The organism is Streptomyces sp. NBC_00328, assembly GCF_036139655.1.
GTDB lineage: Bacteria > Actinomycetota > Actinomycetes > Streptomycetales > Streptomycetaceae > Streptomyces.
Window position 1 is genome coordinate 9391953 of sequence record NZ_CP108013.1, and the last position, 18762, is coordinate 9410714.

19 protein-coding genes are annotated in these 18762 nt (G+C 70.2%); 8 read left to right on the forward strand and 11 right to left on the reverse strand.

From position 1 onward, the window contains the following. Nucleotides 1–101 precede the first annotated feature (101 nt). Nucleotides 102–1007, forward strand: a complete 906-nt coding sequence (locus OG485_RS41300; protein ID WP_328673992.1) for a LysR family transcriptional regulator — start codon at nt 102–104, stop codon at nt 1005–1007. Between the two features lie 112 nt (nt 1008–1119). On the opposite strand, the gene OG485_RS41305 is transcribed toward OG485_RS41300, so the two are convergent. Together OG485_RS41305 and OG485_RS41310 are read right to left on the reverse strand one after the other, a co-directional pair. Further along, nucleotides 1120–2019 (reverse strand): hypothetical protein, encoded by a 900-nt coding sequence (locus tag OG485_RS41305; protein ID WP_328673993.1) that lies wholly within the window; start codon nt 2017–2019, stop codon nt 1120–1122. Nucleotides 2020–2503: 484 nt separating this feature from the next. Further along, the gene (locus tag OG485_RS41310; RefSeq protein WP_328673994.1) at nt 2504–3232 is read right to left on the reverse strand and encodes a hypothetical protein; all 729 of its coding nucleotides are present in this window, start codon (nt 3230–3232) and stop codon (nt 2504–2506) included. Between the two features lie 336 nt (nt 3233–3568). Between OG485_RS41310 and OG485_RS41315 the strand changes: the two genes are divergently transcribed. Both OG485_RS41315 and OG485_RS41320 read left to right on the forward strand, forming a co-directional pair. Beyond that, complete coding sequence (locus OG485_RS41315) at nt 3569–3901, forward strand: ANTAR domain-containing protein (RefSeq protein ID WP_328673995.1); 333 nt, start codon at nt 3569–3571, stop codon at nt 3899–3901. A 144-nt stretch (nt 3902–4045) separates the two neighbouring features. Continuing rightward, complete coding sequence (locus OG485_RS41320; RefSeq protein WP_328444084.1) at nt 4046–4231, forward strand: hypothetical protein; 186 nt, start codon at nt 4046–4048, stop codon at nt 4229–4231. 39 nt (nt 4232–4270) lie between these two features. Here the strand turns inward: OG485_RS41320 and OG485_RS41325 are convergent, their stop codons facing one another. Beyond that, complete coding sequence (locus OG485_RS41325) at nt 4271–4855, reverse strand: dihydrofolate reductase family protein (protein WP_328673996.1); 585 nt, start codon at nt 4853–4855, stop codon at nt 4271–4273. A 159-nt stretch (nt 4856–5014) separates the two neighbouring features. Here OG485_RS41325 and OG485_RS41330 point away from each other — a divergent pair, with 159 nt between their 5' ends. Beyond that, nucleotides 5015–6025, forward strand: a complete 1011-nt coding sequence (locus tag OG485_RS41330; protein WP_328673997.1) for a sigma-70 family RNA polymerase sigma factor — start codon at nt 5015–5017, stop codon at nt 6023–6025. A 71-nt stretch (nt 6026–6096) separates the two neighbouring features. Here the strand turns inward: OG485_RS41330 and OG485_RS41335 are convergent, their stop codons facing one another. Continuing rightward, nucleotides 6097–8253, reverse strand: coding sequence for a hypothetical protein (locus OG485_RS41335; RefSeq protein WP_328673998.1), 2157 nt, complete (start codon nt 8251–8253; stop codon nt 6097–6099). A 171-nt stretch (nt 8254–8424) separates the two neighbouring features. Between OG485_RS41335 and OG485_RS41340 the strand changes: the two genes are divergently transcribed. Further along, on the forward strand, nt 8425–8778 hold the full coding sequence (locus OG485_RS41340; RefSeq protein ID WP_328673999.1) for a hypothetical protein: 354 nt from the start codon (nt 8425–8427) through the stop codon (nt 8776–8778). A gap of 477 nt (nt 8779–9255) precedes the next feature. Further along, complete coding sequence (locus tag OG485_RS41345) at nt 9256–9957, forward strand: Clp protease N-terminal domain-containing protein (protein WP_328674000.1); 702 nt, start codon at nt 9256–9258, stop codon at nt 9955–9957. A gap of 99 nt (nt 9958–10056) precedes the next feature. On the opposite strand, the gene OG485_RS41350 is transcribed toward OG485_RS41345, so the two are convergent. The 5 genes from OG485_RS41350 to OG485_RS41370 all read right to left on the reverse strand — a co-directional run bounded on the left by OG485_RS41350 (nt 10057) and on the right by OG485_RS41370 (nt 15624). Further along, nucleotides 10057–10233, reverse strand: coding sequence for a hypothetical protein (locus OG485_RS41350; protein WP_328674868.1), 177 nt, complete (start codon nt 10231–10233; stop codon nt 10057–10059). 313 nt (nt 10234–10546) lie between these two features. Continuing rightward, a complete protein-coding gene (locus OG485_RS41355) occupies nt 10547–11119 on the reverse strand; it encodes a dihydrofolate reductase family protein (RefSeq protein ID WP_328674001.1) in 573 nt (190 codons plus the stop codon). Nucleotides 11120–11252: 133 nt separating this feature from the next. Then, nucleotides 11253–12089: an alpha/beta fold hydrolase gene (locus OG485_RS41360; protein ID WP_328674002.1), complete on the reverse strand. Its 837-nt coding sequence runs from the start codon at nt 12087–12089 to the stop codon at nt 11253–11255. Continuing rightward, on the reverse strand, nt 12086–12679 hold the full coding sequence (locus tag OG485_RS41365; protein WP_328674003.1) for a TetR/AcrR family transcriptional regulator: 594 nt from the start codon (nt 12677–12679) through the stop codon (nt 12086–12088). Before OG485_RS41365 ends, OG485_RS41360 begins: the two co-directional genes overlap by 4 nt. 368 nt (nt 12680–13047) lie before the next feature. Then, nucleotides 13048–15624, reverse strand: a complete 2577-nt coding sequence (locus OG485_RS41370; protein ID WP_328674004.1) for a bifunctional serine/threonine-protein kinase/ABC transporter substrate-binding protein — start codon at nt 15622–15624, stop codon at nt 13048–13050. A gap of 339 nt (nt 15625–15963) precedes the next feature. Between OG485_RS41370 and OG485_RS41375 the strand changes: the two genes are divergently transcribed. Beyond that, nucleotides 15964–16149 (forward strand): hypothetical protein, encoded by a 186-nt coding sequence (locus tag OG485_RS41375; RefSeq protein WP_326783281.1) that lies wholly within the window; start codon nt 15964–15966, stop codon nt 16147–16149. 70 nt (nt 16150–16219) lie between these two features. Here OG485_RS41375 and OG485_RS41380 read toward each other — a convergent pair whose 3' ends face one another. Further along, nucleotides 16220–16918, reverse strand: coding sequence for a B3/B4 domain-containing protein (locus OG485_RS41380; RefSeq protein WP_328674005.1), 699 nt, complete (start codon nt 16916–16918; stop codon nt 16220–16222). Nucleotides 16919–17160: 242 nt separating this feature from the next. Beyond that, entirely contained in the window at nt 17161–17997 is an 837-nt protein-coding gene (locus OG485_RS41385; protein WP_328674006.1) for a DMT family transporter, read from the reverse strand. Nucleotides 17998–18112: 115 nt separating this feature from the next. Here OG485_RS41385 and OG485_RS41390 point away from each other — a divergent pair, with 115 nt between their 5' ends. After that, entirely contained in the window at nt 18113–18697 is a 585-nt protein-coding gene (locus OG485_RS41390; protein WP_328674007.1) for a helix-turn-helix domain-containing protein, read from the forward strand. Nucleotides 18698–18762 lie beyond the last annotated feature (65 nt).

The window sequence follows — 18762 nt, forward strand, 5'->3', positions numbered from 1 at the left end:
GGCCGGTGGCCGTGCCCGGGCGCCGAGTCCATCACTAGGATTGGATCGACCGGGGCCTTTCATAAGCTCAGTGATGGATGAAGTGATGGACGGAGGTGCCCATGCCCGGCCTGGACCTACTGGCGACGTTCCTCGAGATCTACCGCACCGGTTCGCTCTCCGCGGCGGCCGCGCGGCTGGGCGTGAGCCAGCCGGCGGTCACCGGACAGCTCGCCCGTCTCGAGGAGCAGCTGGGCGAGCCGCTGTTCGTGCGGTCGAGCAAAGGAGCCCGGCCGACGCCCCGGGCGGCGGCGCTGGCCGCCCGCGTCGGCCTGCATGTCGACGGACTGCGTACCGCCCTGGCCCCTTCGGGGGAGGACAGCATGCTGGAGGGCACGATTCACCTCGGCGGAGCAGCCGAGGTGATGGCTCTTCAGGTGCTTCCCGCCCTGGCGCCGCTCTCCGCCCGCGGCCTACGGATCCGGGTGACGCTGGGCCTGGCCGGGGAACTGCTGGCGGCACTGACGGCGGCAAGGCTCGACCTGGTCGTCTCCGCGGTCCGCCCCCGGCAGGAGGGGCTGTCGGTGGCACCGCTGGTGGACGAGGAGTTCCTCCTGGTGGGGCCGCCCGCGCTGGCGCACGCCGTGGACCGGGAGCGGCTGGCGGCGGACCCGGTCGCCGCACTGGCCCCCATGCCGCTGGTGGCCTACGCGGCCGATCTTCCGATCATCCGGCGGTACTGGCGCAGCGAGTTCGGGCGCCGGCCGCCCAATCAGGTCGCCGTCGTCGTCCCGGACCTGCGCGCCGTGCTGGCCGCGGTGGTGTCCGGCATGGGCATCTCCGTGCTGCCCCGCTACCTGGCCGCTCCGGCGCTGGCCGCGGGTCAGGTGGTGCAGATGCACCGGCCGGAGGTCGAGCCGTTGAACACCCTGTACCTGGCGTCCCGGCGCGACATGCCGGCGAGCCCCGCTCTCGCCGCCGTGTGGGAACACCTGGCCCGGGCGGCACAGGAATGGAAGAGCCTCTGATCCCTCGCGGCCCGCCGACGGAACGCCGGACCACGCTTCTCGCACGCGTGCGGTCGTACGGGAGGGCCCTGTCCCGTTTCGCGCGGGACAGGGGTCTCCTCCGGATGTCCGGTCATTCCGGCCGGAGGTTCTCCAAGGTCGAGCGGGTGTCGGTCTTCACCCACCGTGAGACCTCGCTGATCTCGGGCGGGGTGGTCGTCTCGTAGGAGGACGAATAGGTGCTCCAGCTCATCTGGTAGGTCATCCAGCCGTCGCGCACCGCGAGGGTCACCGCCCGGCTGCCGCTGGTTCCCGAGCCGGACGTGGTGTCCTCGGTCACGAGATACGCCTCGTCACCGAAACCGGAAACCTCCTCGACCTCGTAGTCCTCGTACCGCTGGGCGTACTCGGACCACACAGCCGTGAACTCGGGGGCCGGGTCGGTCTTCTTGTGCAGGTCCATCTCCACCGAGAGGTACGCATCGGCGTAGGAGGAACTGGACGACGTCTTCAGGGAGATGCTGCAGTAACTCTGATCGAGCGCCTTGTGCTTCAGCGCGCTGTGCGTGGGGAGGTTGTCCTCCTCGGCGTATTCGGTCCTCAAGGCGGTGTAGTCGACCGCGGAGCAGAGATTGGCCTTGGCCCGGTAGCCCGCGAGATCGGCGTTGTCGCCCAACGGGCCGAGAACGAGGATTCCTCCGGCCCACAGCGCGGAGGCGGCCACCGCACCGACCGCCGCCCACAGCACCGCGCGCCCCGCGGTGCCCTTGCCGCCGGGCGGCGGGGGAGAACCGAGCGGTTGCCCGTACGCGTACTGCTGGGCCGGAGGGTAGGCGAGAGGAGCCCCGTAGGTGACCGTCGGCGTCGCGCTCTGGTTCGGGCCCGGCACGGGTTCGGGTCTTGGCTGGGGTAACGGCTGCTGCTGCGCCTGCGGTTGAGGTGCGGGGACGGGCGCGGGCTGCGTGGTGGAGCCGGGTTGAGGTGACGGCTGCGCCTGGGGCTGCGCAGGCACATCCTCGGGCCGATCCTGCATCCTGTGCTCCTTGGTCGTAGGGAGTGCGGTCAGATGGCGGAAGGGACGGCTGGGCTCGACGCCGACCGGTGGCGGCGTCGACGGGTGGCGCGGTCGTAGGGACGCCATGAGCGGGCGGGGCAGGAGCCGACGAGGTGCTCGGCCGTCGTGAGCGGACGTCGGGTCGGGACGTAGGGGCCAGGATGCCGGGGCGCGTGAGGGAATCAACAGGCAGATTCTAAAGGCCGGTTCGGCAGAAATGGCCTTGTCGTATCGGCCGTTGCCCGGTTGCCGGTCTCCTCGGTACGGCGCGCCGCGCGCACTTCGAGGGAAGCCACCGGATCGCAGTGCGAGAACCCGCGCGTGCACGGGGCGGTGATGATCGGCAGGACGGTTTCGCCCGCGGCTTCCTCGGGCCGGACCGCCGCGACGCGATGGGCGTGCCTGCGGCGAAGGGCCCCGCAGCCATGCTGCGGGGCCCTTCGCGGGTGTGGGGCAGGGACCGTCAGACGGTCTTCTTGATCTTCGTGACCTGTGCCTCGACGACACTGGTCGGCACCTCGGGGGCCTTCTCGCCCAGGACGTTCATCGCGTAGAAGACGGCCAGGGTCGAACCACTCCGGACGACCGTGTAGGTCACCGGGATCTTGGTTCCGTCGATGTCGCTGGTCATCGTGTACGACACCGCCTCGTCACCGAGGGCGGGGGCCTTCGCGGGCTTGACCCCGGTGTAGTGGTAGTCGGTGTGCTCGTAGGAGCTGCACGTCCCGCTCTGGGTGCGCAGGTCCGCGACCACCTTCTTGGCGTCCGCTTCCTTCTGCGCGAGCAGACCGACGCGCAGCACCGTGGCATCCGTCGCCGTCAGGCTGGTCACCGAGCGGGACACACGGGCCGTCGCGTCGGGCTCGGTGCCCAGCAGGAACATGTCGGCGAGAGCCTGGCACTTGGCGGGATTCGCGGGAACGCTCACCTCCGGGATCTCGTCGTCGGGAGTGTCGCCGACGCGGTATCCCTTGAGGTCCGCCTTGGTGATCACGGCCTTCGTCAACTGCGCCTCGGTGAGGGGCTTCAGCCCCTCCTCGGCGGCGGGCTTCGCCGTGGCGGCCGGCTTCTTCGAGCTGCCGCTGTCGCTCTTGCCCTTGCTGTCGGTGTCCTGCCCGCCGCACGCGGCCGTCGCGGCGAGCGCCGTCATCACGCCGATACCCACCAGGACTCGCCCCGGAACTGACTTCACGTTCGTTCCCACCCTCATGTCTTCATGGGCGCGTCCACGACAACGATCGCGCCGAGCCGCATTCAAGCCCACAACCAGCGGACTTTGCCAGCCCGTTAGAGTCGCTTGACGTAACGATCAGAGATCGGCGACATGGTTGTACGCCGCGGCAGTGGTTCTCGCCACGGTTGGGGCTCGCGCTGCGGGGGAAGCGAGAGCCGACGGCATGGCCCCGTCACACCGTGCGTCGGGCCGACAGGCAGGCTGGTCCACAACTCCCGGGAGGGTTCCCGGACATGCGCCGCCGCCGTCATGCCCTTGGTGGCATCGCGCCGGTCGAGTCAGGAGGATGGGCTCATGGAACCGGGATCCAGTGCATCGCACGACGACAGTGACCGCGTTGTCGAACTTGAGGCGGAAGTCCAGCAGTTGAAGGAGGCCGTCACATCGCACGCTGTCGTGGACCAGGCCATCGGGATGGTGGTCGCTCTCGGCCGGGTGTCCCCGGACCAGGGCTGGGCCGTACTGAAGGACGTCTCGCAGCACACCAACATCAAGCTCCGCAACGTCGCCGAACTGATCCTGGTCTGGGGACGCGAAGGCGACATCCCCCCGGACATCCGCGCCGAACTGGAAGACGCCCTCGACCGCCACGGCCCCACCCAGATCCCCGAAGCGCCCTCGGAATGACATCCCGCCGACCGCGCCATGAGGTATCAATTTCTGCCAGTCCTTCCGGTACGGCTCCGGGTATGTGAAGCTGCTCGACCGGATGGACCATGAACCGGCCGGGGCGCGCCTCCATGAGCCGGTGATGCCAGAGAGGACGGCTGCATGTCGACTGCGAAACGTCGGTACAGCCTGATGTGGACCGACCCGGACGGTGCGTCGCAGGCTTCGGCCGGCCGTTACGACAAGCGTTCCGCCACGCGGCGTCGGCGTGCGCTGGAGGCGGTCGGCTGCACCCGTGTCGAGGTCGTCGTGGTCGAGCCCGGAGAGCTTCCCGAACCGGCACTCTGACCCCCCCCGGGCCCGACTCACCCACCGGCAGCTCGGTGGCTAGGAGTTTCGGACGAACTCGTAGGTGAGGAAGGCCAGGCCGTCACCGATGGTCCTGGCTTCCACCAAACGCAGGGGCTTCGTGCCGGGGGCCTCGCCGAAGAACCGTTCGCCGGCCCCGAGCACGACCGGGAAGACGACCATCCGCACCTCGTCGACGAGGTCGTGCTCGATCAGCGTACGACCGAGCCGGTAGCTGGCCGGGACGACGATCTCCCCGTCCAGCTCCCGCTTCAGCTTCGCGACCTCGGTCACCACGTCGCCCTTCAGAACCGTCGAGTTGTCCCAGCCGGGTTCTTCGAGCGTCGAGGACACCACGTACTTGGGCATGCTGTTCAACCGGTCCGCCAGCTCGCCGCCCCGGGGCCGCCACCGCTCCCCGAAGAACTCGTAGCTCTTGCGGCCCAGCAGCCAGGCCTCGGCGCCCAGCGCCTCCTCGAGCGCGATCTTGCTCCACTCGGCGAGATCCTCACCGCCGAACCGGGTGAACCAGCCGCCCAGCTCGAAGCCCTCCTTGCCGTCCGGGTCCTGGACCACTCCGTCGAGCGAGACGTTCTGCGGCCCGCTCATCACGATCTTTCCCATGTCCGATCCCTCCTCGCGCCGACGTTGTCGTCGGCCACGTAGGTACAGGCGCCGGCCGGGTGGAGAACTGGGCGCCGCCCGACCGCCCAGTTCTCCACCCGGCCGGCGCCTGTACAGGATGGAGGCGCGGCAGGGCGCGGAAAGAAGGAGACGGTGACGATGGCGGCAGCCGAACTGATCGAAAGGGCGCGGGCCGGGGACGGTGACGCGTTCAGGGAGCTGACCGAGCCACACCTTCGAGAGCTCCAGGTGCACTGCTATCGCATGCTCGGATCCTTCGAGGACGCCGAGGACGCTCTCCAGAACACACTGCTGACCGCCTGGCAGAGCCTTGCCGGGTTCGAAGGGCGTGCCTCGCTGCGCACCTGGCTCTACCGGATCGCCACCCATCGGTGTCTCGACGCGCGCCGCGCGGCCGCCCGGCGCCCGGCCAAGGAGTGGAATGTGCCAGGGGTTGAACCGCCCGAGCCGACCCGGCTCGGCGAGATCGTATGGCTGCAGCCGTTTCCCGGCGCCCTCCTGGAGGATGCGGCCGAGGCGCCGCTCGGCCCGGAGGCCCGCTACGAGCAGACCGAATCCGTCTCGCTGGCCTTCGTGACCGCACTTCAGGCCCTGCCGCCCCGCCAGCTCGCCGTCCTCGTCCTGCGCGACGTCCTGGGGTTCAGGGCGAGCGAAGTGGCCGACATGCTGGATTCGACCGTCGACTCGGTCAACAGCGCCCTCAAGCGCGCCCGCGCCGGCCTGCGACGCAGCCGGCCGTCGGCCGTCGGACACCAACCGCCTCCCGCCGCCGGCTCACCCGCCGAGGAAGGAATCGTCGGGAGGTTCGTCCGCGCGTGGGAGTCCGCGGATGTCGAGGCACTGGTGGCCCTCCTGACCGACGACGTCTTCATGTCGATGCCACCGATGCCCTTCGAATACCAGGGCCGGGACATCGTGGCCCGCTTCTGCGCCGGTCTGTTCGACGCCGGCCGCAGGTTCGACCTCGTCCCGTCGCGGGCCAACGGCCAGCCGGCCTTCGGGGCCTACCTGCGCGCCCCCAACGGCATCAGTCACGGGGTCGGCCTCTACGTCCTCACGCTCGCCGGTGACCGGATCTGCGCCATGACCCGATTCGACAACAGTGTGCTCCCGTGGTTCGGGCTGCCCCGCTCTCTCCCGAGCCGGTGACCGGAGCCCTCGGAGGGCGAGGGGACGGGGTTCGTGGCCGGTCGGAGCCCGCTGCATACGGTGGTAGGTGCCTACATACGGTGGTAGGTGCCGGAGTCATCCGGGTGTTCGTCGACGACCAGTTCGACCGTGTCGTCCGCGGTGTGTGTGACCCGGGCCCCGCCGGGCGAACCCTCGTTGACGATGTCGCACATCATGGCGACGGAACCGAGGCCTGTACCGGAGACCGGGGCGTCGGGCCAGCAGTCGTACAGCCAGATCCACGTCCCGTCGCCCTGGGCGTAGGAGACCTCGATGTTGTTCCACGTCGAGTCTTCCGCGTCCAGCGGGAACTCGATCCGGTACCGGCCCCTGCCCCAGAACCCCGCGACGCTCGGCGGCCGGGGCGGTGACGGTGATGTGGTGGGCGGGTTCTTCGGGGACGGCGGCACATGGGGCGTGGGGGTCCTGGGGGTTCCGGGCGTCGTGGGGGTACGACGGGAGGCGGGCCTGGACGGGGACGGCGGGCGTGCGGGGGAGGAGGCGACGGGAGCGGGGTGCCAGGTGGTCGTGTCGAGGGACGGCCGAGTGCGCCGGCCGGGGACCGTGGAGGGCGGGGGAGAGGGGCGCGCGGAGGCCGTCGCGGCTGTGGGCGGCTGCCCGAAGGTGGGCAGTTCGACGGCGCGGGGCTGTTCGTGCCCGGAGACGGGAGCCGACGGCGAGCCGCTGTTGTAGCCGAGCAGGCCCATGAGCGTGGCGATCGTGACGGCCACGGCGCCCGCCAGAACCGCGGGAGACAGCAGACAGCCCTTGGCGCCCGAGGCCACGGGCTTCTTCGTGGCGAGACCACGGCCGACGAGGAAGCTGCCACCGCCGAGAATCCCGAGTACCGTGCCGGCGACCGCCCCCAGGGCTCTCTTGCGTTCCGCCTCGGCGCGCTCGAAGTACACGAGGTCCCCGGCCGCGCCCGCCGCCTCGGCGGCCGCCCGCCCCAGAGCCAGGACCTGCCGCCAGGCTCCCCACCGCAGCGTCCGGCACAGGGCCGGTGCGACGGAGCGAGCCAGGCCGATCGCGGCGGCGTGCTCGCCGCACGCCACCGCGGAGTCGAGGATCCGTACCGCGACGGCTGCCAGATCGCCGATCGCCCGTGCCTCCGAACCGGACGCCCAGTCGGCGAGTCCCCCCGCCGCCGCGCCGGCGTCGAAGCCACCGTCCCGTGGCCGCGCGGACTCGGCCACGAGCCGGGCGGCCGGCAGGAGCGCCCGAAGCCCACGCGGCCGCTGCTCCACCAGATGAGCCCGGCGAAGCCGGTCGACGGACTCCGCCAGGGCTGCCGTGCCGGAGAGGAGTTCGACCACATCCGCGGGTACGGCGATTCCCTCCAGGCAGAGCAGGACGCCGAGGACGGCGTGATCCTGCGGACCGAGCCCCGTCGCCAGGGCGAGGGCCAGTTCGCGCGGATCGCCCGGCACCCCCTGGTCCGCGACGCCCATCGCGGCGGCCGCCTGGATCAGAGCGAGCGGATGACCGTCCACCACCTCGCGGAACTCCTCGACGGCAACGCCCTCGTGCTCGCTCAGCGACCGGCCCAGTTCGCGCTCCACGAGGGCGCGGGCCGGGCCGGGGCCCAGCCCGGACAGCCGGAGGGTCCGGCCATGACTCCACGCCTTTCGGGCGGTCGAGGAGACGATCAGAGAAGCGGAGGGCAGGAGGCGCACCAGTGTGTGCAGGTCCGCGGAGGTGCCGGTGAAGCCGTCCACGATCACCAGCACGCGCACCGACCGCATCAGCTTCGCCAGGCGCTCGGGAGCCGGCCGGTAGTCCGTCCCCGCGTCGTAGCAGGCCTCGAACAACTTCTGCCGGATGTCCTCGGGATGACAGTCGACGCCGTCGAGGAACACCACGTCCCTGCCCGCCGCGACACGGTCGGCGGCGAATCGCTCCAGCAAGGCGGTCTTGCCGATACCCGCCGCGCCCACGAGCTGCACGGGCACCCCGGCGGCGGCCATGTCCTCGAGCTCCGCCAGTTCGCCGTCCCTGGCCAGCAGTTCGCCGGGTTCACCGGCCTGCGGGGCACCGCCGGAGGGCCGGCTGCGCCGACGGACCACGGGCTCCCGTACGCCGTACTTCGTCACCGTGCAGTGGTCGCCGACGACGACGAGGTTGTTCGTCCCCACCGTGACAGGGCCCGAGTTGTCGCCGTGCACCGTGACACCCGAGGGGCGCTGATCCTTCTCGGCCTTGCCCAACGCGCCACTCTCCGTGTCGAACGTTTCCGCCGAGGAATTCGGCTCCCGGGTCCAGGAGAATAACGGGGTCAGGACAGGGCGGAGAAATATTCCCGGTCTCACTCCGTGCGGCGGAGATCAACTGATAGGCAGGGACGTCACACGGCCCTCACCATCAATGGAGATATGCGCATGACAGGGCAGAACGATGCCGGTTGTCACGTGGAGATCGGAGGCGACAATTCCGCGCCGTTCACGATCGGGGACAACAACACCGTCGTGCAGCATCAGCCGGTGGTGGCGCTGGACATCACCCGGCTCGCGGAGTTCGCACGGGCGGTGGGCGAAGCCCTCCCCGCTCTGGGCCTGCACGACGAACAGCGGCGGCTGGCCTGGGATATCGCCGGTCGGATCCTGCGGGAGGCCGACGAACCGGGCGCCGATCACGGCAGACTGCGTGCGCTCGGCCAGAGCCTGCGCGCGACCCTGGAAGGCGCGCTCGCGGGAGCGCTGAGCGGGGCTCTGCTCGCCATCTGGACACCGTGACGCGGGTGTACGGGAAATGGGCACGGAGTCGCCGTCCGCGATAGTCCCGCGCGATTCCGTTCACGGCGCACCAGAATGCGGAAACTCCTGACCGAAATTCGGAAACACCGGACCGGAATGGCTTGAACGAAGTCGCTATGCCGTGGGTCGCCGCGCATCGGTCCGGTAAGGCAAGGATCTTGGGGGTGACATCCGGACGCGTTCTTCTCTACACCCCTGGGGCGGTGTTCGGCCTGGAGGGCGTGGCGCCGACGACCGGTCGGATCAGGGGAGCTCGTCGCGCGCGAGGGCGTTCGGTGGCGTCGCGTCGGCGGGTGCGGTCCGCGGGCGGTGTGGTCTGCGGGCTTGGACCCGTTCGTGGGCGCGCGCGGTGCGCGGCGGGCGAACCGCTCTGCCGGATCGGCGGTCTCCGCGCAGAACCGAGATCATCGTCAATTACAAGTTGACGATGCCGCATCGTCAACTTAAGATTGACGCATGAGTCCACTCGACATCAGCCTCGCCGACCTGATCGCCCGACTCGACGAGGAACTTCCCGAAGCCGACGAACTGTCCCGCATCAGCGAAGCGCGACTTCGCGCCCAGACACTGTCCGACCTCGGTGACCAGCTCATCGACCACTACGTCAGCAAGGCCAAGCGGACCGGCGCGTCGTGGACGCAGATCGGCGACGCCATCGGGGTGTCCAAGCAGGCCGCCCAGCAACGCCACGCGCCCGCACCGTTCGAGCGGTTCACCAACCTGAACCGGCACAGCATCGTGCTGGCGCAGGAAGCCGCCCGGACGTACAAGCACGACTTCATCGGCACCGGACACCTCCTGCTCGGCCTGCTCGGTGAACCGCAGGGCATGGCGTACGAGTTGCTGCTCGCGAAAGCCGAGTCGGAGCAGCGTGTCCGCGACGTGATCGAGGAGGCGATGCCGCCGGCCGGGGAGAAGGCGCTGCGGGGTCACATCGCGTTCCGTCCGGAGAGCAAGGAGGCCATCGAACAGGCGCGCCAGGCGTCGGTGGACCTCGGCCACGACTGGGTCGGCACGGAACACATGCTGCTGGGCCTGATCCGCGCCGAGGAGAGCACGGCGGCGCAGGTCCTGCGCGGACTCGGCTTCACGCCGGACGAACTGCGCGAGACGGTCAGGACCGAGGTCGAACGGCTCGCCCCGCGCGACCCGCAGTAGCGACACGCTCAGCCGTTGCCGTTGCCGTTGCCGTTGCCGTTGCCGTGCCGTTGCGGGGGCGGGTCGGTCCGCCCCCGCAACGGCAACGGTCCGGCATCGTCACCTGACGTCGACGAAGTCGCCCGTCGCCGTGGCCGGGCCGGTGGTGGAGGTGCCGGTGAAGAGGAAGCGGTAGTAGCCGTCCGCCTTGGCCGTGGTGGTGGTCTTCAGCGTCCCCTTGCCGCCACTGGTGACGGTCTTCAGAGTGGTGTAGGCGGTGCTGCAGAAACGGCGCAAGACTCTGGTTGTCTGCACCCGTTGCCATGACACGATCCGCTCAGGAAAGCCAACCAGCAGCGTCACGAAATAGGTCACTGGAGAGCCCGTTACGGGAAACTCGTACGGCGGGTTCGGAGGGGGGTCGTGCGGAAAAGGGCAGTGGCGCGGCATTGCTACCCGCTACGAAAAGACCGCGACCATCTACCTGGCAGGGCTCCACATCGCGGGCATCCTCCTCTGGTCCGCGCGCTGATCCAACGCCCGCTGAGCAGGCCTGTCCCACGAGTGCCACGTCCGGGGACGCGACGGCAGAGCGAATGGGAGAACCCTGTCAGCGGACAACGTCGAAGACGTTCTTCTGCAGACCGTTGGCGTAGACCTCGTGCTCGACGAGCTTGAGCTTCTGGGCGTCCTTGTCCGTGGCGCTGAAGAGCCGCTTGCCCGCCCCGAGCAGGATCGGGAAGACGAGCAGGTGGTAACGGTCGATCAGGCCGACGTCCGAAAGGGCCTGGCTCAGGGAGGCGCTGCCGTGGACGATGATCGGGCCGCCCTCGGTGTCCTTCAGCGCGGCGACGTCGTCGAGCGAGCGCAGGATCGTCGTCTCGCCCCAGTTCGACACCAGGTCGTCCTCGGCGAGGGTGCTGGAGACGACGTACTTCGGCATCACCTTGTAGTCGGCGAAGTCCTCCATGCCGGGCCATACCGGGCTGAACGCCTCGTAGCTGATCCGGCCCATCAACATCGCGGTGGCTTCCTTCTGCTCCCGGCCCTTGATCTCGTAAGCCTCGGGGAGGAAATCGATGTCCTTGAAGGTCCACCCGGCGTTCCGGTAACCGGGCTCGCCGCCCGGGGCCTCCACGACGCCGTCGAGCGAGATGAAAGCGGTGCTGATCAGGGTACGCATCTCTGGTTCCTCGGTGTCTCGTGTCCGGTTCTCAGCGGATTCGGTCGGTGCGCGCTTCGACCACATTCTCGGCTGCAGCGCACCAATCATGACCTCTGACTGCGGATCACGCAGAAACTCATCACGAAACGGGCTAGGCGCGGAAGGCCTTCCGAAGGAGTTCGCCGAACTCGGCGGGATGCGTGGTCAGGCCGGTGTGCCCGCCTGGAAAGTGCTGGAGTTCCGTGCCGAGGCGCTCGGCCAGGAAAGCGGCAGGACGGTAGAGCAGCTCGCCGCGTGAATCCTGGCCGCAGGCGAGCACAAGCCGGTCCGACAGCGCCTCCAGCTGGGGGATGTCCGGGGCGTAGGACATGAAGCCGGGCACGATGCGCCCGACGAAGTACGGCAGGTCGGCCATCGTTTGCTCAGCCCGCGCCGCCGCCTGTGGCGGAAGCTTGGTCTCGGCCTTCGGCTCGGTGGTGTCGACGTCCTTCTTCAGACCCGCAGCGAACACGGCCATCGCCGGCGTGAGCCCCTGAGCGTGGAACGTCGCCTGCACGCGTGCGATGAGCGCGCGGTGCTCGGCGGCGTCCGGCAGGACCTCCACCACCGGCGGCTCGTGCGCCACGACACGTTCGAGGCGTTGGGGACGGGTGGTGAGCAGATGCAGGGCGGCGATCGCGCCCGAGCTGGCGCCGAACACCCGGGCGGGCTCATCGGGCGACAGCAGTTCCAGTATCCGGAACGCGTCATCGGCGTGCTCGGTCACTCGCTGCTCGGCCTCCGTGTCGTCCAGCGTGCTGCGGGACATGCCGCGTGGGTCGTAGGTCGCGACGGTGTATTCGGCGGCCAGGTCGTCGGCGATGGCGTCGAAGGAGGCCGTGCCGCCCGTCCCTCCGGGGATCAGCAGCAGGAGCGGTCCCTGGCCGCGCACTTCGTAGTGCAGCGTCGCACCGGTCACGCGCAGGCTGCCGATGGTCGGGTCGGTCATGAGGAGTCTCCTTCTCGGGACGGGGGCCAGTGCTCCAGGAGGGTGTGCAGGGCGTCGAGGGCGCGGACCCAGGAGTGTTGCGGCGAACGCTGGTGCGCGAACCCGCCCGCGGCCTCCAAGGCGACGAACCCGTGGAATGTGCTGCGCAGCAACCGGACCGCGTCGGTCAGGTCCGGCTCGGCCAGTCCGTAGCCGCGCAGCATGCCGTGGGTCCGCTCGACCGCGCGCCGTGGTCCGGGCGCTTTTGCGGCCAGCTCAGGGTCGATCCGGATCGGGGCCTGCGTCGCCATGTAGCGGACCGGATGCCTGTGGGCGTACTCCCGCCAGGCGTTCGCAGACGCGACCAGCGCGTCCTTGTGCGCCCGCCCGGCGGTCGCCTCCGCGATACGGATGGTCTTCTCGTCCGCCGCAAGGAGCGCGATCCGTCCGCGCAGATCCTCCAGGCTGTGGACGTGCGTGTAGAGGCTCGCGTCCTTCACGCCGAGCCGTCGCGCCACCTGTGACATGGTCACTTGGTCGAGCCCGACCTCGTCTGCCAGCTCGGTGCCCGCGACCGTCACCCGCTCCGCCGTCAGCCCGGCCCGCGCCATGCGCCCCCCCCAAGATCCTAGGGTATCTAGATATAAACTAGGGGTCCTAGGGATACCAAGCGGAGGGGCGCATTCATACAGGTACCGCTGCGGATGACGGGGAATCAGGGCTGGGCACCAACACCTGTACGTGCGGATGCCCGCTGGTCGCCGCTAGGGACAGTGCCACAGCCTCTCCAGCATCTACCGGGCGCCGGCCGAGCACGAGAAGACCCAGGCGTACCCGGAAGCCGTCGAGACCGCGCACGCCGACTTCGCCGGCCTCCAGCAACGCGACCGCGGCCCCGAGTAGTTGCTCGGTGCTACACGCCACCTGGCGGTAGCTGTACGAGAACAGGGACTCGTACCGGTCCTTGGGCCTGTCGGACTCAAGAGGGCGCGGCTCCGCTGGTCACGGTGGTCCAGCGGCCGCCGGTCACCGAGCACACCGTCAGAGCCCGGTTGCGGGTGTCGCCGTACTCGTCGAAGGCGACGCGGCCGGTGACCCCGTCGAAGGCGAGCCGGGACACGGCCTGTTGCATCTTCGCGCGGGCGTCCCGGGGGAGCTCGCCGCCGTTGGCCTTCACGAGGGCCTTCACGGCCTCGACGATGCTCCAGGTCGCGTCGTAGGCGTACGGTCCGTACCAGCCGGCGTCGTCCGTGTACCCGGCCTCGCGGTACCGGGCGAGGAAGTCCGCCCCGCCCGCCAGTTCCTCGGCGGGCACGCCGATGTTGACGGCGAGGTCGCCGTCGGCCTTCGGGCCGGACGTGAGGAACGCCTCGGTGAACATGCCGTCGCCGCCCATGAGGGGGATGTCGGCCCCAGCCTCCTTGAGCTGCTTGGAGAGCGGTCCCGCGGTGTCGTAGTAGCCGCCGAAGTAGACGGCGTCGGCGCCCGAGGCCCGGACGCTCGCGGCGAGATCGGAGAAATCGGTCTGGCCGTCATCGACCTGCTCCGCGCCGACCACGGTTCCGCCGAGCTTCTTGAACTCGGCCGTGAAACCGGCGGTGAGGCCGGTGCCGTAGGGGCTCTTGTCGTCGATGACGTACACCTTGCTCTTGCCGCCCTCGGCGTGGAGGTAGCGGGCGGCGAACGGACCCTGGTCCACGTCCGTGGCCACGGTGCGGAAGTACGTGTCGTACGGACGGGACTTGGTGCCCGCCGCCCAGTCGGGGCCCAGTGTCGTCTCGGGAGCGGTGTTGCCCGGTGAGATGTTGACCAGGTCCGCCTGGGCCAGGGGCGCCACCAGGGTCCGGGCCACGCTGGAGTTCAACGGTCCGACGACCCCCAGCACCTTCGCGTCGGAGACGAAACCGGCGGCGTTCTCCTGGCCCTTGGCGGGGTCGGACGCGTCGTCGAGGGACTTGATCTCGAACTTGACGCCGGGGACGAGCTTCTTCTTGTTGGCGGTCTTGACCGCGAGGTCGGCGGAGTTCCGGATGCCGAGGCCCATCGAGGACATACCGCCGGTGAGCGGTGCGTCCACTCCGATCACCACCGTCACGGCGGAACCCGCGGCGCCGCCGGCAGCTCCGCCACCGCCGGATGTCTTGTCATCACCCGAGAGGGTCCAGGTCAGAGCGGAACCGGCCGCGAGCGTGGCGAGTGCCGCGCCCAGAACCACGGAACGCCGGGTGAGAGCGTGGGACCGTACCGGCTTCGGCTCGCCCGTCTCCATCTCGGCCGTCGTTCCCGGCCAGACCAAGTCCTCGGTCGGGGGCGTGGGTACGGGGACCGACGGCGGGTCGGTCGGCCGGTCCGGGGCGGGAGGCAGGTCCCGAACGGGGTCCCGATCCGGAACGCGTGATTGGTCCCGGACAGAATCCTGGTTCGGGAGTGAGTCCTGGTTCGGGACGGGGGGCTCGTCCGGAACCAGGTCCGGGTCCGGGACAGGGTGATGGTCCCGAACGGGGTCCTGGTCCGGAATACGGGGCCAGGAGTCGGCCGGGGTCGCCCCGGAGTCCAGGACCGTGGGCTCATGCGGCGTACCCGGCGTCGAGGCCTTGGGAGGCTTGCGGGGCTTCGGGGGCACAGAAGGCGGTGCGTGTTCCGTCGCGGCGTCCGGGGCGGGACCGCGCCCGGGCTCGGGCTTGCGCTCGTGCTCCGGCCCCGGTTCGGCGGCCGCGTCGTCCCGGGCCGGGAAGGAGCGCAGCACCGACGCCAGCAGCCCGGCGGCCTCGGTGGCGCCCATCCGCTGCTCAGGATCCTTCGTGAGCAGCGCCTCCAGTACGGGCGCGAGCGGCCCGGCGTGGACCGGCGGCCGGTGCGGGCGGGTGAAGACGGCCACGGCCAGGGCGTGGAGACCTTCCGCCTCGAACGGCGGCTGCCCCTCGACGGCGTGGTACAGGGTGGCGCCGAGCGCCCACAGGTCGTTGGCGGGGGTCGGGCGCTTGCCCTCCAACTGCTCCGGGGACATGTACTGCGGCGTGCCGATGACGATCCCGCTGTGGCTCAGCTTGGTCGTGGCGTCCGCGAGGTGCGCGATGCCGAAGTCGGTGAGGACCACCCGGTCCTTGGTCAGGAGCACGTTGTCCGGCTTGATGTCGCGATGGACGATCCGCCCCTCGTGCGCCTCGGCGAGCGCGTCGAGCATGGCGGCCCCGATCTCGGCCACTCGCTGCACGGGCAGCCGGCCCCGCCCGCGGATGGCGTCCGCCAGGGACTGCCCGCGGATGAACTCCATGACGATCACCGGGGCGCCCTGGTGCTCCACGACGTCATGGATCGTGATGATTCCTGGGTGGCTGAGAGTGACTGCCGCACGAGCCTCGGCGGCGAAACGCCCGAGCAGCGTCGCGCGGTCGGCGTCCTCCATCCCCGGCGGGAAGAGGATCTCCTTGACGGCGACCTCCCGTCCGAAGAGTTGCTGGTCCACGCCACGCCAGACCCGGCCCATGCCGCCTTGGCCGATGCGTTCGACCAGCTGGTAGCGGCCGGCGATGAGTTCGGGGTTCTGCTCGGTCACGCGCACACTCTAGGTCCTGTTGTGCCGTTCGTGTGAAGGAAGAAATGGCTTGATCGTGTTCCTGGGAGGGAGGGTCGGGATCGCCTGTCGGTAGACCGCGACGGCGCCCCCTCCCGCGTCCACGGCGAGGCACCCCAATTCCTGCCCCTGACACCGGACCGGGACCAGTCGGCCCGGGACGCGCCGGCGGAGTGGGCTCTCTTGCGAAGCGATGACTTCCGCCACACCCGATGGTTCTTCCGGTGAGGTCCCCGGCATGTGAAGCTGCTTGATCGTATGAACCGTGAACCGGTCCGGGTGCGCCCGTGTGAGCCGGTGATGCCAGAGAGGAATGGCTGCATGTCGACTGCGAAGCGCCGGTACAGCCTGACGTGGACCGACCCGGACGGTGCGTCGCAGGCGTCCGCGGGCCGTTACGACAAGCGTTCCGCCACGCGGCGTCGGCGTGCGCTGGAGGCGGTCGGCTGCACCCGTGTCGAGGTCGTCGTGGTCGAGCCCGGAGAGCTTCCCGAACCGGCACTCTGAGCACTCGGACTCCGCCGCCTTGACCGCGAGGTGCGGGGGCATCGCGGGACCGGGCACGTCTCCCGCCCGTTCAGGCGGCGGTGTCGGGGCTGAGGTAGTGCACCGTCGTCCGCGCGGCGTGCGGGGCGAGCAGATCCTGGAGCTCCTCGGCCGCCGTCTTGAGAAGGTGTCCGTCGCGGGTGGCGTGGACGGTTTCGAGGATGAAGGCCACGTGGGTGGAGCCGGGGGTGACGCGGGTGCGGTGGGCGTCGCGGTGGTTCCAGTGCCGGGTGAGCACGTCGGTGGTGTCGGCGTAGATGACCTCTCCGGGGCGGGGGTTCTCGACGGCGTCGGGTTCGCCGAGCGGGGTGAAGGTCTCGCTGCCGTCGGCGTAGCGGATCTCGACGTCCCCGGTGACGTGGTCGAGGTCGAAGGCGCCGGCGGGCAGGCCATGGCGCACGGAGACGGCGTTGTAGGAGTCGACGGCCGCGTTGATGCGCGGGAGGGCTCCCTTCTTGGCGAGACGACGGCCGAGGGCGTCGACGCTGGGCCGGGTGCGACGGGGGTTGGTGCCGAAGGACCGGTAGGCGGTGTGCCAGGCCTCGATGCGCGGATCGTTCTCGTCCGCGGGCTGCCAGGTGGCGTCGGCGAGCCGCTGCTCCAGGTCCTGAAGGGCGGTGGCGGTGGCGGGCCAGGGTTCGTCGCCGCGCAGGCCGGAGGCGGTGACGACGGCGATGAGAGTGCCGGGGAAGGCGTCGGCGACGGAGGGGTCGATACGGAAGGTGGTCATCCGGGGGTCCGTTCCGGGTGGGGGTGGATGAGGGGCGCGGTCAGGGTTTCCAGGGGCCGACGCGGTCCGGACGGCGCGGCTGCCGGGCCGCGGTGGGCGGCTCCAGGCCGGTGTCGCGTTCGGTGAGCCGACGGATGCCGAAGTCGTGGCCGTCGGCGATCCGGATCCGCCGTTCGGCGTCGTCGAGGGCGGCGCCTCAGGGCTGGATGCACATGCGGGATCCCTTCCGGGCGTGTACGGGGTCAGGTGACGGCGAGGAGGCCGACGGCGACGGCGGCGGTGCCCAGGCCGATCAGCTGCCCGCGGTGGATCCGCTCGGCGAGCATGCCGCGGGCGAGCAGGACGGTGCCGGCCGGGTACAGGGCGGTGATCACGGCGACGACGGCCAGGTCGCCGCTCCGGGCGGCGAGCAGGAACAGCAGATTGGCCACCGAGTCCAGCACACCGGCCGCCGCCGACATCGCGTACGCGGGCTTCTCCGAGCCCAGGCGGCGGTACATCAGCCCTGCCGCGGCGAGGGTGACGGCGGAGGAGACCGCACGGCCGACGATCAGGGGTCCGACGCCGCTGTCCGTGGGCGCCTGGTGCAGGAAGATCAGCTGCAGCGCGATGGCGGCCCCGGCGCCGAAGGCCAGCAGCAGCGCGGTACGCGACGGGCGCGCGGTACCGGCTCCGCCTCCGGCGCTGACCAGTACCACCGCCGCCAGTGCCAGCGGCAGGCCGACCAGCCCGGCCGGACCCAGCTGCTCACCCTGCACCAGACCGACACCCACCGGCAGCATGGCCGAGATCAGAGCGGTGAGGGGCGAGAGGACGTTCATCGGGCCGATCGCCAGCGTTCGGTAGAGCAGGGCGAACGCCGCGGCCGAGGCGACACCGGACGCAGCGCCCCAGGCGAGGGTCGCCGGTGAGAAGGAGGCGCCGAGGAAGGGCCACAGCAGCAGCTCGACGGTGAGCGAGGCCGGCGCGGCGATCATCACCGTGCGCAGGACATGGGCCTTGCGGGCGCCGAGGCCGCCGAGGAAGTCGGCGCATCCGTAGGCCAGAGAGCTGCCCAGGGCCAGCAGCAGAGCGATCACGGGGACATCCCTTACTATCAATGGAACGACTACACCGTACAACGCACCGACCGGAGCTGGTCAACCGAACGACTGTGTGGTGCAGTGCGATGAACGCTGCCAGGAGGGGAGACCGATGGCCGAGACCGAAGCGGCACTGCGGACGCTCGCGCACAACGTCAGAGCCGCCCGCACCCGCGCCGGCCTGTCCCTGGACGAACTCGGCCGCCGCGCCAAGGTCAGCAAGGGCGCCCTGGTCGGACTGGAGAAGGCCCAGGGCAACCCGAACTTCGCCACCCTGGTCCGCCTCGCCGATACCCTGGGCGTCTCGGTGTCCGCACTCATGGAGGGCCCTGCCGAAGGCCGCGTCCGGGTGGTGACCGCCGATGCCGTCATGCCCTTGTGGGCCGGGGAGAAGGGAAGCGAGGCGCGGCTGATGCTGACCACCTCGGGACCGGCTCCGGTCGAGGTCTGGCGCTGGAAACTGGAACCGGGCGAGGAATACCCCAGCCATCCGCATCAAGCCGGTGTCGTGGAGACCGTCAGCGTCACCGCCGGACAGATGGTGCTCGTCGTCGACGGCACCGAGTACGCCATGGAGACCGGGCAGACCGCCACCTTCGAGGGCGACACCCCCCACACCTACCGCGGCTCAGGAGATCAGACCTGCCACCTGATCATGACCGTTCACATCCCGCCCGGTCCCGCCGCCACGGCCTGACCGGCGTTCCGCACGCCCCGACAGGGCGGTGGCACTGGCCCGACGCGCCACCGGGGGCGCCAGAG

Excerpts from the sequence above, each read along its gene's own strand:
- OG485_RS41325 (WP_328673996.1), bottom strand. The coding sequence starts at position 4,855 with ATGGGAAAGATCGTGATGAGCGGGCCGCAGAACGTCTCGCTCGACGGA.
- OG485_RS41305 (WP_328673993.1), bottom strand. The coding sequence starts at position 2,019 with ATGCAGGATCGGCCCGAGGATGTGCCTGCGCAGCCCCAGGCGCAGCCG.
- OG485_RS41300 (WP_328673992.1), top strand. The coding sequence starts at position 102 with ATGCCCGGCCTGGACCTACTGGCGACGTTCCTCGAGATCTACCGCACC.
- OG485_RS41360 (WP_328674002.1), bottom strand. The coding sequence starts at position 12,089 with ATGACCGACCCGACCATCGGCAGCCTGCGCGTGACCGGTGCGACGCTG.
- OG485_RS41315 (WP_328673995.1), top strand. The coding sequence starts at position 3,569 with ATGGAACCGGGATCCAGTGCATCGCACGACGACAGTGACCGCGTTGTC.
- OG485_RS41330 (WP_328673997.1), top strand. The coding sequence starts at position 5,015 with ATGGCGGCAGCCGAACTGATCGAAAGGGCGCGGGCCGGGGACGGTGAC.
- OG485_RS41390 (WP_328674007.1), top strand. The coding sequence starts at position 18,113 with ATGGCCGAGACCGAAGCGGCACTGCGGACGCTCGCGCACAACGTCAGA.
- OG485_RS41340 (WP_328673999.1), top strand. The coding sequence starts at position 8,425 with ATGACAGGGCAGAACGATGCCGGTTGTCACGTGGAGATCGGAGGCGAC.
- OG485_RS41320 (WP_328444084.1), top strand. The coding sequence starts at position 4,046 with ATGTCGACTGCGAAACGTCGGTACAGCCTGATGTGGACCGACCCGGAC.
- OG485_RS41345 (WP_328674000.1), top strand. The coding sequence starts at position 9,256 with ATGAGTCCACTCGACATCAGCCTCGCCGACCTGATCGCCCGACTCGAC.
- OG485_RS41355 (WP_328674001.1), bottom strand. The coding sequence starts at position 11,119 with ATGCGTACCCTGATCAGCACCGCTTTCATCTCGCTCGACGGCGTCGTG.
- OG485_RS41375 (WP_326783281.1), top strand. The coding sequence starts at position 15,964 with ATGTCGACTGCGAAGCGCCGGTACAGCCTGACGTGGACCGACCCGGAC.
- OG485_RS41365 (WP_328674003.1), bottom strand. The coding sequence starts at position 12,679 with ATGGCGCGGGCCGGGCTGACGGCGGAGCGGGTGACGGTCGCGGGCACC.
- OG485_RS41380 (WP_328674005.1), bottom strand. The coding sequence starts at position 16,918 with ATGACCACCTTCCGTATCGACCCCTCCGTCGCCGACGCCTTCCCCGGC.